The 14,751-nt window shown below is 58.5% G+C and carries 13 protein-coding genes; 3 read left to right on the top strand and 10 right to left on the bottom strand.

Features of this window, described 5'->3' with window-relative positions; all coding sequences use genetic code 11:
* From ACMFWR_RS31390 to ACMFWR_RS31430, 9 genes are read right to left on the bottom strand one after another with little or no spacing between them, the layout of a single operon-like run.
* Positions 1–1,326: a hypothetical protein gene (locus ACMFWR_RS31390; RefSeq protein WP_413197689.1), complete on the bottom strand. Its 1,326-nt coding sequence runs from the start codon at positions 1,324–1,326 to the stop codon at positions 1–3.
* A complete protein-coding gene (locus tag ACMFWR_RS31395; RefSeq protein ID WP_413197690.1) occupies positions 1,323–3,071 on the bottom strand; it encodes a protein PilN in 1,749 nt (582 codons plus the stop codon). The genes ACMFWR_RS31390 and ACMFWR_RS31395 overlap by 4 nt, the downstream gene beginning before the upstream one ends.
* A 13-nt stretch (positions 3,072–3,084) precedes the next feature.
* The gene (locus ACMFWR_RS31400; RefSeq protein ID WP_413197691.1) at positions 3,085–3,693 is read right to left on the bottom strand and encodes a toxin co-regulated pilus biosynthesis Q family protein; all 609 of its coding nucleotides are present in this window, start codon (positions 3,691–3,693) and stop codon (positions 3,085–3,087) included.
* Positions 3,694–3,704: 11 nt separating this feature from the next.
* Positions 3,705–4,133: a lytic transglycosylase domain-containing protein gene (locus ACMFWR_RS31405; RefSeq protein ID WP_413197692.1), complete on the bottom strand. Its 429-nt coding sequence runs from the start codon at positions 4,131–4,133 to the stop codon at positions 3,705–3,707.
* Positions 4,130–5,401 (bottom strand): hypothetical protein, encoded by a 1,272-nt coding sequence (locus ACMFWR_RS31410; protein ID WP_413197693.1) that lies wholly within the window; start codon positions 5,399–5,401, stop codon positions 4,130–4,132. The genes ACMFWR_RS31405 and ACMFWR_RS31410 overlap by 4 nt, the downstream gene beginning before the upstream one ends.
* Positions 5,398–6,174 carry a lytic transglycosylase gene (locus ACMFWR_RS31415; protein WP_413197694.1) on the bottom strand — a complete coding sequence of 259 codons (777 nt, stop codon included), beginning with the start codon at positions 6,172–6,174 and terminating at the stop codon, positions 5,398–5,400. Before ACMFWR_RS31415 ends, ACMFWR_RS31410 begins: the two co-directional genes overlap by 4 nt.
* A complete protein-coding gene (locus ACMFWR_RS31420; RefSeq protein WP_413197695.1) occupies positions 6,164–7,414 on the bottom strand; it encodes a TrbI/VirB10 family protein in 1,251 nt (416 codons plus the stop codon). The genes ACMFWR_RS31415 and ACMFWR_RS31420 overlap by 11 nt, the downstream gene beginning before the upstream one ends.
* A 12-nt stretch (positions 7,415–7,426) precedes the next feature.
* Positions 7,427–8,308 (bottom strand): TrbG/VirB9 family P-type conjugative transfer protein, encoded by an 882-nt coding sequence (locus ACMFWR_RS31425; protein ID WP_413197696.1) that lies wholly within the window; start codon positions 8,306–8,308, stop codon positions 7,427–7,429.
* Positions 8,309–8,330: 22 nt separating this feature from the next.
* Complete coding sequence (locus tag ACMFWR_RS31430; protein ID WP_413197697.1) at positions 8,331–8,984, bottom strand: type IV secretion system protein; 654 nt, start codon at positions 8,982–8,984, stop codon at positions 8,331–8,333.
* A gap of 476 nt (positions 8,985–9,460) precedes the next feature.
* On the opposite strand from ACMFWR_RS31430, the gene ACMFWR_RS31435 reads away from it, so the two are divergent.
* Positions 9,461–9,754, top strand: a complete 294-nt coding sequence (locus ACMFWR_RS31435; protein ID WP_413197698.1) for a hypothetical protein — start codon at positions 9,461–9,463, stop codon at positions 9,752–9,754.
* A 33-nt stretch (positions 9,755–9,787) separates the two neighbouring features.
* Here the strand turns inward: ACMFWR_RS31435 and ACMFWR_RS31440 are convergent, their stop codons facing one another.
* Positions 9,788–11,170: a replication initiation protein gene (locus ACMFWR_RS31440; RefSeq protein WP_413197762.1), complete on the bottom strand. Its 1,383-nt coding sequence runs from the start codon at positions 11,168–11,170 to the stop codon at positions 9,788–9,790.
* 800 nt (positions 11,171–11,970) lie between these two features.
* On the opposite strand from ACMFWR_RS31440, the gene ACMFWR_RS31445 reads away from it, so the two are divergent.
* Both ACMFWR_RS31445 and ACMFWR_RS31450 read left to right on the top strand, forming a co-directional pair.
* Positions 11,971–13,179: a ParA family protein gene (locus tag ACMFWR_RS31445; RefSeq protein ID WP_413197699.1), complete on the top strand. Its 1,209-nt coding sequence runs from the start codon at positions 11,971–11,973 to the stop codon at positions 13,177–13,179.
* The gene (locus ACMFWR_RS31450; RefSeq protein ID WP_413197700.1) at positions 13,176–14,144 is read left to right on the top strand and encodes a ParB/RepB/Spo0J family partition protein; all 969 of its coding nucleotides are present in this window, start codon (positions 13,176–13,178) and stop codon (positions 14,142–14,144) included. The genes ACMFWR_RS31445 and ACMFWR_RS31450 overlap by 4 nt, the downstream gene beginning before the upstream one ends.
* Positions 14,145–14,751 lie beyond the last annotated feature (607 nt).

Here is a 14,751-nt window from a genome sequence, read left to right on the forward strand (position 1 = left end):
CTATTGCTTGGCGTAAACAGAACCCGATGCCACGAGCATGAAGACCGAGGACTTCAACCCCGGCGTTGTCTTTCCGTGATAGTCGAGATGGAGATGTTCGAGCGTGACGTTGTGCGGGAATTGCGCGATGAGTTCGGTGTTTCGAACCGGACCCTTCACTTCCCACTTCGCCGACTGCATCGGCGTGATGCCGAATCCAATGGGCACGGCGCGCCCATTCGGAAACAATCCAAAGCGACCGACACTGGTGTTGGTGGAGGCGGCCGCGATGTCGCGTAATTGCGTGCCGAACGTCAAATTGGCGTCGTACACCGACGCCGGATTTAATAGCCGCTCGGCGAGACGTTGAGCTCCACCGGTCGGCGCCGCGAACACGACGCTGATTTGCTTGCCGTCCGTCGAAAGCGTCGGGCGTGGCCATTCCTTGGGAGCCTCACCGACGAACGACTCGTTGGTGGCCTGCGCAAGTTCTGGCTTGAAGAGCACAGCGCACTGGAGCGTTCCGCCCGATGCCGCGCAGTCCATGCCCGAGAGATGCCAGCCTCCGACCGCGAACGGCATGGTCCGTAGCCACTGATACCAAGGGCCCACAGCGCTCGCGCCGAGCGACATTGCGCTGAGTTGGATTGACAGTTGCTTTTTGTACGCCTCGGCCGCTCTCTGCTCAGGGGTCACGCGATGCGCGAGCTCCTGGTACTCGGACCATTTCGCGTGACCAACCTTTGCGCCAAACAAAACGAGGATGACCCCGATCACGACCGCTTTGCGCTTCTTCGACGACACGATGCGGCGCGGCTTACGCATGAGCGCGGTCGAGGTCGCGGCCGTGGCAAGCTGCTCGAGCGACAGCGCATAAGTACTCGAAACTTTGTCCGCGCCGATCACATCGACGAGTGCCTCGTTATTTCCCGCGAGCACGAAATTCGATCCGCACACTTTCGCGAACTCTTGCGCGCGCTCGGTCACCACCGACGCCTCGTTGAGGACCACGTCGAAGCCGACGCGCGGACGACCGCGCACAACTCCGATCATCAAGAAGATCGGCGCGCTTGCGCCTTGCTGCAGTCGGTACACGAAGAGGCTGTTAGCACCGAGATCGGCCATCGATGCAAGCGCGGCGGCGGCCGCATAGATATCCTTCGCCGGCACATCGCGATCGGTTGCCGCGAGAGCGCCCATATGTAGCGCTCGGCCGTCGTGCCAAATCGTCTTCGCGTTCATGTCGCGAGCCACACGCGCGGCCATCGTCGCCGGATCAGCGTCGTCGATCAGCGGCTTCCACGAAAGACCAAAGGCGAGCTTCTTGCCGTTGACGTCGAGAATCACAGGCCGGCCCCCAGATCCTTGATGCTGGCCGTCATCAACACGAGCGTGAACGTACGCGTGTGATTGGCCGTCTCGGAACCACCTGCCCAAACCGGGAGCTTCGCGCCGAGTGTGCGCTTGTCGTACTGATTGCTCGTCTGGTCGAAGCCGGTCACGATCACGGTTTCGCCGTTGTGCATCGGGACCAGCGTTCCGCCAATGCCGTTACCGGTGATGTCGGGCTCTTGCACTGTCTGCTGATTCGCCCCGCTGCCCGAGTTGAATTCGGCGAGATCGTTCAGTTGCGACGAGTCGAAACCCATCGTCAGGTAGATGTCGTTTTTCGTGATATCCGGATAAACGACGAGCTTGAAGCCGACCGAACCTTGCGACGTCGTGATGCCCGGCACACCGCCGGTGCCACCCGCCGTGGCGGTCGCCGGCGTCGTGCTGCTGACATAGCTGAAGAGTTTGCGGCTGTTCGTGCTTCCTGAGTGACGATTGCGAACCATCATCGGCGCGCCCGTCGACGTCTTCACGTGGCCGATATCGCTCAGCGCCTTGATAATGCCGCTCGTCCCCTTGAAGCTACCGCTCGTGAGATTCAGAGCGAGGCTCCCTGCATTGGCGCTAACCAACGACAGCGGAGCCGTGGCCGCAAGCGAGAAGCCCGGTACCGACGAGAGCGCCTTGCTCAAGAGGACATTCCAATCAACACCGGCTTCGCCGTCGTCGTTGATCGTGACCTGAACCTGTTCGAAATTCAGTTGGACCGCTCGCGACAAGATGCCGATCTGATCTTTCATGATGTCGTCGGCGCGCTCGACGGCTTCTTTCGTGTCAGTCAGCGTGATCGTGCCCGTCGCATAGTTCGCGTCGACACTGCCCGCCTGCGTCATCGCGGGTGCAAGGCTTTTCTTGAGTTCGTCGAGCTCGTCGAGATCCTTGACCTCGGACTTGTTGGGCTGATCCGTCTGCGATTGCTGGACCGAGCCGCTCGACGAACTGAGTTGCTGCGTCGATTGCTGGAATGTCGTTGTGAACGAGTCCTTGGACGGCGCGACGGGCACCTTCCACGTCTTCGTCGTCAGACGATAGAGGCGGATGACGTTCTTGTCCGAGTCGTATTCCCAGTTGATCGAAAGGCGGGTCGTGATCAAGTCAAGGATCTGGGCAAGCGGCATCGCCTCCTTGTCCCTCAATTGCACCGAGTCGGGCGAGTCTGTCGACGCAATGCCAGCTTGCATTCCATTGGGCAGCGGCGAGCCATGCGAGGGTGCCGGCCCCAGTGCCGCGAGCGCCTTTCCACTTCCACCGCTCGACTTCTCGTTGGACTCACCCTTGCCCAGTTGCAACGGCAGCAACATCGCCATCGGGATATACACGTCCGGGGCGACCTTCACGGGAATACCGGACGCCTTAAAGATACGTTCAGCGGCAACCGCGAGCGTCACCGACGGTTCAGGAAACAGCACGACGGTGTTCACATTGCCCTGGAGAGCCAGCGGCAGCGTTACCGATCGTGCGAGCGGCACCGCTTTGCCTGCCAGATACGGCTTATCGACGTCCTCTTCCGCCTCGATCGAGGCGCGGTCATGTTTGACGGACGCGACGAACTGATCGCTGACGGATCCGTACGATTGCAGTGCAGTGTCCGTTTCGTGTTTGGTCTTCATCGCGAGCTCGGGCGAAACGCAGCCGGTGAGCAAAGACGCAACGACAAGTGCCGCGACGACGGGGCGGAGGGCAAACTTGGAGAATGTCATCGGCGAATCTTCCTTATTGAGCGGCAGCAGTGCGGGTCGGGTCACATTGCGTCGTGAACGACACGACACGCATCGTGTCGTTCGAGTAGAAGCACGGCTTGATCGGGGTATCGGTCAGTTCAGTCGATCGCAGTGCGCGACGAGCGGCAGATTTGAAGTCGCTCGTGAACGTGTCGTCGCCCACGATCGGCACGTCCTGACCGTAGCTCCAAACGAGCTTCCAGCCTTCTTGTTGAGTCCAGTGGTCGAGCAACTGGCGGAAGTTGGTGTCACTCGTATTCACGCTCCATGTCTTGGCGGGAGCGGTCGTTGGGGTCACCGCCGTAGCGGTCACGTCAACGGTTGCAACAGCCGTGGTCGTGACCGTTCGCAACGTCGAAACTGGAGCGGACGCCACAGCGGCCGGCGATGTCGATGCGTCGAGCACGCGAGGCGCAGCCGGCATCGGCGATGCGGATGTCTGCACTTGTGCGCCACTTGTCACTGAGGACGACGACGAAAGCAATTGCCAGCCATCCCCTTGCGGCGCAGTAGGTGGCGCAACGGGCGCTTGCGAGGCGAGGGCGTTGCCGACCAATGAAACGGCGGCAAGCAATGTGAATCGAAGAACTGTGCGGTTCATAGTCTTGGTCCCTAGCGGCCCTCGCCGCGCAAAACGTTGTAGATCTGAGTGGCGTATCGAATCTGTTTGTCAGGGGATGTCGCGTTGTACGCGCCCACGGCATCCCACGTCCGTCCATAGCGATCGAAGTTCGAAGCGAGGATCCAGGCGCCGATATAGGCGCTCACACACGCGTCGAACAGACTCGTGCGTGTGACCCCGAAGCGCTCGAGCTTCGGTAGCCATGACGAGTTGATCTGCATGAGACCGAGATCGTCTGATCCATTTGCGTTATGGTTCACGGCGCGCGGGTTCATCCCAGACTCGTGCTTCGCGATCGCGTGCAAAAGCGTCGAATCGACACCGTGATAGTTCGCCGCGTCGTCGAGGCAGTCCGCGCGCGAGACATTCGCCGCCGAAGCAGCGAAGCAAGCGAGCGCAACTGCAACGTGGTACTTCACGACGCGGCTCCCGAGCGCTCGTAGAAACGCACGACGGGCTCGCGCTTCACGTCGAGCACAGCACCGTCCGCGACAATGGTGAGCTTTTCCGGGGTTCCATCGAACTTGAAGTAGCGTCCCTTCTGCTCGCCATGACCAATGTGATTGGCGTCAAAGACGTTGACGTGAATGACCGAGTCGGAGAACTTGAGGTAGGTCGCGCCATCCTTGTCGAACACCGCTTCGAGGCCGGCCGTGTTGTCTTTGGCGAAGACGAAGTCCACGTTGCGCGTGCGTGCGACTTCTACACGCGTCTTACCGTCAGACACGAAAAATCGATCGGCACGATTGAACGTCATCACATGCGCGGCTTCGTCCCATCTCGGTTTCAACGACTTCCCGTCCGCGTCAGTGACCGTGAGGTCCCCGGGTTTGCTCACGAACCGCAGTTCAATGTGCGCGTCGTCACCATCACGAATGGCGTCGGCGCCAAACGCGCTCGCGAGCGTCGGCGCAGTCGTTGACGGCGAGGCGCTCGCTGATGCGGACGCGCCTTGCGTCGATGTGCTCAACGAAGGTGCGTCTGCAACGACCGTCTTTACGGTCGGGTCGGCGATCGCAGGAGCGCGGCTCGCTGCGTCGTAGTCCATGCCGCCCGACTTCGGCGCGCTGTCGCGCAGTGAAATGTGCTTCGAAGCAAAATCGACCTGCGCGTACAAGCCCGATTGCTTCATTAGCCGATCGAGCGCCTGCATCCAGTTCTCGCCGTCCTTGGTCGCGAACGTGACGCTGTTCGTCAGATCGATGTTCTTCATCGCAGAGCCGGACCACCCTTGGGGCACGAGCGCCTTCACAACGCCAGACAGCGGAGTCGTCGTTGCGAGCGGGCGCACCGCATCAATCGCGCTGCGCTGGCCAACCAGGATGAGCCGATCGGAGAAGCCCGCGAAATTCCCCGGAAGATCTCCGTTCGCATTACCCGGCTCGCCCATGAAGCTGTTGCCTTTGCGCCAGGTCGCGCTCACCGTGTCACCGTTGACCATGTATTGAAACGAATCCGGTACCGACGGAAGCACGACGTACGGACCCTCGCGGTGCGCGCCGGCAGCGACAACAAGTTGGCCCGCCCGCGGTTGCACGTAGGTATTTGCACCGTCGTTGAACACGAGTGCGGGCCGGTTCGCCGTGCTGGCCGCGATCTGATAGTCAAAGTCGAACGGATCGGTATTGGATGCGAACGCGTGTCCGCACATCAACGCTACCGAAAGCGCAATGAGTGTTCGTTTCATAGACCGAGGTTGACCTGATGAAGATGGGCAACAAAGCGCGCAAGGTATGCGGCGCCGGGGGTTGGGTTGGCACTGTGGTAATAGGCGATCGCCTTCACCGCGGAGCCCCTCTTGCGGTAGTTCTCGTTGAGAATGTCCTCGGCAACCGCGATGTTTGTTTGTGGTGCGAGCGCCGCCCATGCCGACGCAAAACGCTTCGAGTGGTAGCACCAATTCACCTGCATCAATCCGACGTCGAAGTCACACCGCTTTGCAGCCAGTAGGTATTGGATTGCCGAATAGGCGTCCTGCCGCGAAGCGAAATAAAAGCCTTTGCCGGCGACGTTTAAAGTCCAGGGCCAAGGGCGACCCGAGAACGCCGACTCGTTGAGCGCGACGCTGGCAAGCAAAGAGGCGTCGACACTCGAATGCATCAGATCGAATGGCGTCTTGGTCGAAGCACACGCCCAACCACCACGCCCCTCGGCGACTGCGGCTTGCGCCTCATCGCTGAGCACATTGGGCCGAAGCCATCCGGACGCGATGAACGAACGCTCGACCCTGGCGACGTCGAAAGCCGTTCCGATCATCGGAGCCGATGCCGCTTTAAACGCATCGATACCGCAGTAGTAGACCGGCTCGCCATCCAACTTCGCGACCGTCATCTCACCCGTCGCGCGGTTCGCGACTAACACCTCGTTTGGCGCAATGAATCGCTCAATCGTCGCGCCGTGGGCGAGAGACGAAAGCGCGAGCGATGCCGCTACTGTCGCGATCGTGGTCTTATTCAACATACGGCTCCATCGTGATGTCACGGTTGAGCCGCAGATAGAAGACTTGAGCCTGCTTGGTCGTGATCGTCGGCGGGATTTGCAGATTGCGTTGCATGACCGTCTGCGAAGTCTGAGCCGCGACCTGACCCGCCGTCGTGCCGTATGAGGTCACTCCGTTGGGGCCGACTGTTTGCGCCGTCGTCGAATTGTCGAAACGGTGCTCGAGCACAGCGATGAAGAGCGACGTGCCGAAGATCTTCAAGAAATGATTGTTCACATCGCCAGACACGCCGGTGTAACCGTTCGGGTCCCCACCTTGCATGCCGAGCAGCGGCACGATTTTGTGGTTCGGCAGCGTCAGGCGAACGCCTGCGACCTGGATGCTTTCTTGCCCCACCGCGATGTCGCCGCTGTACTTGAAATACAACTGCGTGCCTTGAGGAATAGCGAGACACTCGCCACGCTGACCCCCGTAGATGTTCTCGGCCACAGTCGCAGTGCCGTCGCCCGGCAGATCAGAATCGAGCGCGTCGTTGGATTCGACTTTCACCCGGAACCCCATGGGGACCGTGCATTTGGGCAACTGAGCGGTGATGCCTGTCGAGTCCGGGAGGGATTGTTTGGACGCAGAGCTCAGAAACTGCTCGCGACGGGCGCTGTTGCCGGCCGCTGTCGGTTGTTCATTCGGCGCTGCACCGGCGAGCGCTCGCGCCGCGTCGAGTTGCTGTTGCGCGGCGACCTGCCCTTTCGCCAGCGCGGCCATCGGATCGGGTATGTCGTCCGCCGGACTCGCCGGCCCTCGCGAATAGTTTCCCGACGACTTGCCGCGCTGTGCGAAGAAGCCGCTCGTGAAAATGTTGTCTTGCTCGTTATCCTTGGCGAGTTGTTCTACGTGGCCGTCCTTGCCCAGTTGCGGTTGGAAGTCGCCCGCCGTCAGCGCCGGTTTAACGCCTTGGTTCTCGCCATTTGCGTTTTCCTGATCGCGTTGCGCACGTGCAGCCTCGTCGCGCGCCTGAGCCTCTTGCGCCTTGATCTGTTGCTCGAGGTCGTTGCGCACGTCCGGTACTGCAGACGCAGGCTGAATCTGTGCGGCCTTCTTTGCTTCCGCGTCAGCCTGTGCCTTCGCTTCGCTTTGAACCTGATAGTGAAAGCCAAGAATGCCAATCACGGCCGCGGCGATTGCCCCGACGCCGAAAATGATATTTCGTGGGATCTTGCCTCGACGCAGCGCGGCCTTCGGATCTTCGGGTGTAGTCGACATTGCGATCCCCGCTCAAAACAGACCGAAGAGACGCTTGGACTTCCGTTCGACCGTGACCTTGTCCTCGCCGGATTGCAACACCACTTCGTCGGCAAGTCGCTCGATGACGATGAATCGGCCACGTCGAATGAAGTTGGGCGTAACCGTGTCGCCGTGTTCCAACAGCATCGGAATCGGCCAAATTTGGGACGATTCGGGGATGCGCATATACATGAACTTGCCATCGTCGAAGACGAGGTCGGGCTTGAAGCCGGCCGCGCCACTGACGGTGTAGAGCGTGTTCATCTTCTCGGGCGTCACGCCCGGCAGCACAGACTCATCGACCGCAGCAAGATCCGATGAGGCGGCACTCCCCTCCCCGGCCCGGCTAGATGTCGATCCCTTGTTCAGCTTCGTCAAAATCGACTCGCCGTAGCGAAACTTCACGCGCTGATAGAACAGCCCGCCCATGGGTGAAGAAACGAGCGTGAAATCGTATGTGCGCTTGTTCGTCACGACCTCGAGCGTGTTGACGAGATCGGGCTTATGGGGCTTCACATACACGTGGTTCGCGCCGTCCGTATCAATATCCCATTGCAGCGAGTCTGCGAGCGCCGGGTCGGATGCGAGCCGTTCGTCCTTGGCGAACTCGATACTTGTTGTCTTCAGCGGCGCAGTCAGAAGCTTGAAGATTTGATCGTCGCTGTAGGGAAACACGGCAATGCGAGCGTCTTCCGGCATGGTGACGGGATCGGTGCCGCCGTTGTACGGGTTAGCCGGGTTCATGATCTCGCCGATATCGCCACTTGCCGGCGAAGGAACACTGGCGTGAGGGCCGGGCTTGGCCGAAGCAGCGCCAGCGACGGCCACTGTCGCGACGGTAACGATCTGAAGGAGGCGGGACAAACGACGCATAGCTGAGCTCTCGGATGGCCGACTAGGCGGCGTTTTTCTGGACAGTGAAGAAGACGGGATGAAAGCCGTAGGGGTTCAGCGTGACGGCGTCGTCAGCCGTAACGGGCGTGACCTGATACCGCATCGTGAGCGTGTAGTGCTCAACGATCGGCTTCGCGCCGTATGACTCGATCGTTGTGGTCGTAAAGTCGACTGCGACGGTTGAATCAGGGAGGATGGTCGCGCCGCCAAGTTTGGGCAGTCGCACCAGCTTGGGGTTTTCGGTGATGCGCTTGAACGGTTGATCCTCGTCGAGCCACGTGCGCAACTGATCGACTGCGGCGCCATTCATCTGCTGCTTGACGGTGTTCACGTTCAGCGCGAGCCGCGAGTCTTGCAGATGAGGTGTAAGAATTGGCTCGATCGTAAAAAGACGCGTCACGATATCGCCGGCAGACCACCGGACGGCCTGATCGTCAGGCTGATATTGCGAAAGCTTGCGAACGATCGGTTTGCCTTGGACGTCCGACGAGACACCGACAACCGTGGTTACGGACGGCGGAGGATTACGTGTCCAAACGGATCCAGCGGCAATCACGCCAACGACGAAGGTCGCGACTTTCCAATGGTTCGCCTCGAGACGGCCTCGCGTCTTCAAATCGAAGACGACTCCATTGGGATCGTCCTCGGCGTACATGCCTGGTGCTTTTGCTATCGCACTCGCAATGTCTTTCTTTTTGAACAGTCGCACGATCCCCGACCCCGAAGTTGTCTGGGGTGTATTGGATCAACGCGACCTGATCGTGGGGGGCGAAAAGCTACCCGATTTACCGCAGCTTATCGAGAATAGGTGGGAATAATTATTTTAGGGAATTTAGAGCGACGCGTACTCTTAACAAGAAGTGGCAGCATTCCTGATAAGAAATCAATGACAAGTCCCTTATCGTGTTTGCTGTGAACTTGTGTCTAGAAGCCGCAAGGCGCTACGTTGTGCAGAAGAGAGCAGACGCATCGTCGAATGCTTCGTAAGCGCGTGGGCATCCCGGGATTTCAATCGCGGACGTCGCGTTGCATTACCGAATCAACGCGAATTTGCTGCGACGCTAGATAGCCACGCGCGATGCCAGCGATGTCGTCGCCAGCGCACCCTCACCCGAAGCACTGGCCGCGTGTGTGCCGCTGCCGATCGCGCCCTCATCGCCCGCTCCCACGCAAGACATCGTCGTCGAGCTTCATCCCGGCGCGACGACCGTTACCTTGCGGTGGCCGGTGAGCGCGGCCAAGGACTGCGGCCAGTGGCTACAAGGCTGGTTGCGGTCAAACGACGCGTCCGAACGAAGGCGTTCAGCGCCAACGCTCTACCTCGACCGGGCCGCGCAGTGCTTTGCCGTCAGCCCGTACGCGCGTGACTGCAAGCGTCTCGACGCCTCAATCGCCAAAATCGTCGCCGCGGACTTGATGGGCTAGAGCTTGTGAGGCGATCGGCGGACCAGCAACGAACTACGAGGGCTTCAACTTTGACGACTTCATCTGCACAAAGACGTATCCCGCGAAGGCGTCTTTCAAAGCTGAGTGATCGTCGAAGCTTGTCGCTGTCAGGCTTGCCATCGGATCAATATTCAGTCGCCTGAGCGTGAGCTTCCCCGCTGGCGTGCGCTTGTACAGTCGACGCCAGTCTTCCTGTTGCTCAGCTGACGCAGATTGGTAGACCTCCCACCCCTGTCGAATCTCGTCGTTCTGGCGATCACGCGCGCTCACGTCCTGAGCCGCCGCTTGCAGAGCGGTTTGCGTTTGAGTGTGACTTTTGGCCGCTGCAGCTTCTTGCTCTCGTAACGCAAGAGACTGCTGGACTTCGACCATTTCGCGCTCGGCGTCTGACACGACCCACCCTTCCTTGAGTGCCTTCATAAAGAAGCCGGCCGGGCTCTTCGTCACCTTTCCAAGTTTGAGGCTGAAGCGGGTGCGATCGATTGCTTGTTGTAGCCGCTCGTCAGAATACGTATCTCGATTGCCGGCGATCTGATTGAACTGCGTGGTCGAGAGACCAAACTCTTTCTTTAGCGTTTGATAGATCGCTTGGGCGTGCTCGTGCGTGTGCAATACGCGCTCTGCCAGATCCTTGCGAGAAATGCGAAAACGCAAGCTGCCGATCTTGCGCGAGCCCGGAAGATTGCGGGTTTCATAGCCAATCGCGAGGTCGGACACTTCGTTGATCTGCTGGACCGCAGGATCCAGCCAGTCACGTTTGAAGTATTTGAAGATCTGGGCGTTGGCGCCCATCTCGCCCTGCCATCCCCGAAGATCATCAAGAGGAATCCATTCGGTCATCGTCTCGTCCGCGAAGGGCTGAAGATGGTCGTACATGACACGGGCATAGGAGAGCGTGAACATCGACGTGATACGCAAACTCAGCCAATGCGATTTGCCGGCACCGCGGATGATCCCGGTCAAATCCGGGGGCACGCGAAATTGAAACCGTCCGCCCTGATACGAAATGCGTCCGATCAACTGAGTCGAGCCGAACGGTCGATCTCCATGCTCGTCGGCGGCAGTCGTCGCCTGGATTAGCGCCTTCTGCGCCTCGGTGATGACCTGCTCCAAGTGCGCGTTGTTGCGACTCGAGTACCGCATCAGCCACTTGAAGTAATCAAGCTCCACCTCGTAGAGGTCTCGCGGATGCTCCTCTTGGGCGACAATGAAATATGCCGCGTCAATGAGTCGTCGGGCCGCAACGCCAAGGTCAACGATACGGATCAGGATGTTGTTACGGGCAAAGCCAATATCGGATCGCGCGTGCTCGACGCTGACTCCTTCGCTCGCGCTCTCCTCGAACAATGCGAGCGCAATCTGCCGGGATGTTGCCAGCTGCCCTGCTTTTGCCATGCATCCCTCCCGCGCGTTCGAATGGGAATCTAAGATGGGTGGTACGTTAGCCGCGAGAAGGTGAAGTGTCAATCATTTCGACCTCACCATACCGCGGACACCTTCACAATTTTCCTCACCATTGGCCTTTTCACCTCACCTTTGCGCCAAATTCCCTCACCTCGAGCGCCAAGACTTCTCACCTTGCCGGGGAATACGCCTCACCTTCGATCTCAATAAACATCACCTCCGACACACCTCACCTCACCTTGCTAACGTAAGCATATGTTTTTGCAACATATTTGTTTCTCGGTTGGTTGTTGGTTAGTTTCTTTGTTATAGAAATACGAACAACCGTATCCATTGGGTGCGGCGGTGACGAAAACCGGCGTGGGGAAACCATGAGACCGAGTGAGCAGATTTTCGAGTTTTGTGTCGGTGAAATCAGGGTGATCCAAACGTCTCATGGTGAGGCGTTCTGTGACGGGACGAAAAGGCAGCCGTTTTTGAGCTCTTTAGCTCGTCAAAGGTGAGGCAAATTGTGCCTCGCGTGCGAGGTCGGGGATTGCCGCGCAGTGGGCTGCGTCACAATTAACCTCACTTTGCTTGCGCTGCGTCCGTATCAATCGGTGAAGGACGATGGAATCTTTGGGCGCAAACGTTGGTGGAGCGCCGTGCGGCCTAGAAAGATCTACATTTTTCTGGAGTTTCAGAGGTTACATCGCTATTCTACGGTTCAACTGCATCGAACACAAAAGCGTGAAAACGCTTTTATAGCTCGAGCAAAACACCTCACCTTTGAATCGTAAAGGACGCTTCCCATGAAAATGAGTGAATTGCCGGCTGTCGATAGGAGCGTCAAGCTCTCGCAGCTGGGTGAATTCGCAAAACGTTTGTCGGTGATGACAGATGATTTGCGAGACCAGATTCTTGCACCTCGGCCAAGAAAAACGCCTCCCCTCTTCACTATCGGTGAGCTAACCGAAATGTGCGGTGTTGATCGTCAAAAGATTAACTATCTAGCCACAAAAGAGGGCGCCGATCTACCCCCAGGCCAAGTGCATGGGACGGGCCGGGCGAGAGTATTTACCCTGGCAGAGGCTAGAACGTGGGTTCAGCGCGTAAGCGACATATACCAGACGGGGCCGGCTGGAGACGGCAGAGCTCACCGCGGTCGCGTTCTGATTACGGCGAACTTCAAGGGCGGCTCGTGCAAAACGACGACAACGATGTGTATCGCCCAGGGTTTGAGTTTGCGCGGACGCAAAGTGTTGGCAATCGATCTTGATCCGCAAGCGTCGCTGTCGGAGCTCTGTGGGCTCTACGCTGAGAAGGATGTGACGTGGGAGGACACCGTTCTTCCCTTCATCTACGATCCATCGCTCGAAGGTGGTTTGGCCACGAAAGTGCAGACGACCTACTGGGATGGGCTCGACGTTATCCCGGCACATAACTATTTGCACGATGCCGAGTTTCATTTGCCGACGGCGCAAAAGGAGAATCCGGGATATGAGTTTTGGTCGGTGCTCAGACGTGGAATCGAGCCCCTGCTCGCGCAGTATGACTACATCATTTTGGACACGGCGCCTTCCCTGTCATACATGACCTTGAACGGACTAATGGCAGCCGATGCAATGGTGATGCCCTTGGTCCCTGAAAGTCTCGACTTCATTTCGTCGGTTTCATTTTGGTCCCTCTTTTCGGAAGTGGCCGCCGGATTTGTCGAGCACGAGCTGGACAAGACCTACGACTTTATCTCCGTACTGCTTTCGAAGGTGGACTACGGGACAACGTCGTCGGCTCCCGTCGTTCGCTCCTGGGCCCAGCGAGCATACGGTGACTGGTTATCGACAACCGAGGTACCGGTCAGCTCGGTGATGAGCAATGGTGCTCTAGCTTTTTCGACTGTATTTGATCTTTCTCGAGCGGATGGCGTCGCTAAGACGCTTGCTCGGGTTAAGCAACCGTTGATCGATTATTGCAAGTGGATCGATGACCAGTTCGTGGCGCAATGGAGGGCGGCAGCATGAGCAACTTGCGAGAAAGAATGATGAGCAAGACCGCAGATCTTCGTGCGGCCAAGGACATCGAACTCGATTCGCAGCAGGAAGCCAAGCCTGCGCCACGCACAGCGCCGGGTATGGCGGCGGCGCTTGCATCGGCGCAGAAGCGCGTCGCTGAGTTGGAACAAGATTCTGCGGTGAGCGAGTTGTCGGTATCGGACATCAGCCCGAATCCTTGGCAGCCGCGTCGTGTGTTTAACGCGACGAAACTCAACGAGCTCGCCGAGTCAATTCGTGAAGCTGGGCTGGTTCAGCCGATCGTGGTGCGCAGGGCACCTGGTGGATACCAGATCGTTGCCGGCGAGCGTCGGTGGCGCGCGCATAAGCTCATCGAACGGGAAGCAATCAAAGTCGTGATCGTCGATCTCTCGGATGAGGATATGGCGATGCTGGCGCTTGTGGAGAATGTGGTGCGTGACGATCTCACGGACTATGAGATTTCGCGATCGATACGCGCGACGGAGAAGGAGTTTCCGAATCGCAAACGGATGGCTGAGGCTCTCGGAATCTCGCGCGGAGAGTTGTATCGATACTTGGCATTCGCAGAGCTGCCTGATTTTGTCGTTAAGGATCTTGACGAGCAGCCTCGTCTGCTTGGCGGCAATGCTGCTCAGGACATTGTTGCATCCCTTCGCAATCGGGGCACAGAGGTAGTCGAGGAAGTCAGGAGTCTATGGAAGCAGGTCGTCACGGGTAAATTGGATCAGACAAAGCTGGCTCGCGCCATCAACCAAACCCTGAATAGCGATGGCCGCCGGAGTGCCGTTTCCGATAGAAACATTGAGAAGATATTCTCTGGTAAGACTCAGGCCGGTTCGATCACGAAGGATTCGGGAGGGCTGACTGTGAAGATTAAGGCTGGCGTCCTTACGGCAGAACAGGAGGCAAGCATCAGAGACCTCATAGGGAAACTCTTTTCTGCGAGTGAGTGAGCGTTGTCGATGTCGACAATATTGAGCCCGCGGTTGCGGGCTTTTTTGTGTCTCTAATAGAGACACACCTCTATGCACGGGGTGCCGGATGGGGGAGTCGAAGTCATGATGTCTCTATTAGAGACACATGACTTCGGTGGCGATGCGAGTTCGTGTCGCACTTTTTCGAATTGTTCTTGGAGTGTCTCTATTAGAGACACTCATGTGTCGGACGTGCGCCAGCTTGCGCGAACAGACTGGCAAACGCGCGCGCGAATAGGTGTATTGGTGACCTCTCCGTGCTCGAAACCGACCGACGCGTGAGCGCGTCGGGACTGCACTAAAAAGATGTGGTCGGCGGGCGGACGAAAAACCACGACGACTCCGGCGGTCGAGTGTCTCTATTAGAGACACTCGACAAGTCATACCTAAGCCGCCCGCTGCGGTTGCCAAATCCTCGAATGTCTCCCGCGCTACCCTAGTGTCTCTAGTAGAGACACTTCCTGACGATGAGTGTTGCCAGCGACAACTAGCCGCAAAGACATCTCCGGACGAACCTCCGGCGCATGTGGAACCTACCTGACAGTGCCACTCCGAACACTCGGCCCGTTTCTCGTGAATGACGGCA

Source organism: Pararobbsia alpina (assembly GCF_965118125.1).
In the GTDB taxonomy this organism is placed as follows: domain Bacteria; phylum Pseudomonadota; class Gammaproteobacteria; order Burkholderiales; family Burkholderiaceae; genus Pararobbsia; species Pararobbsia alpina_A.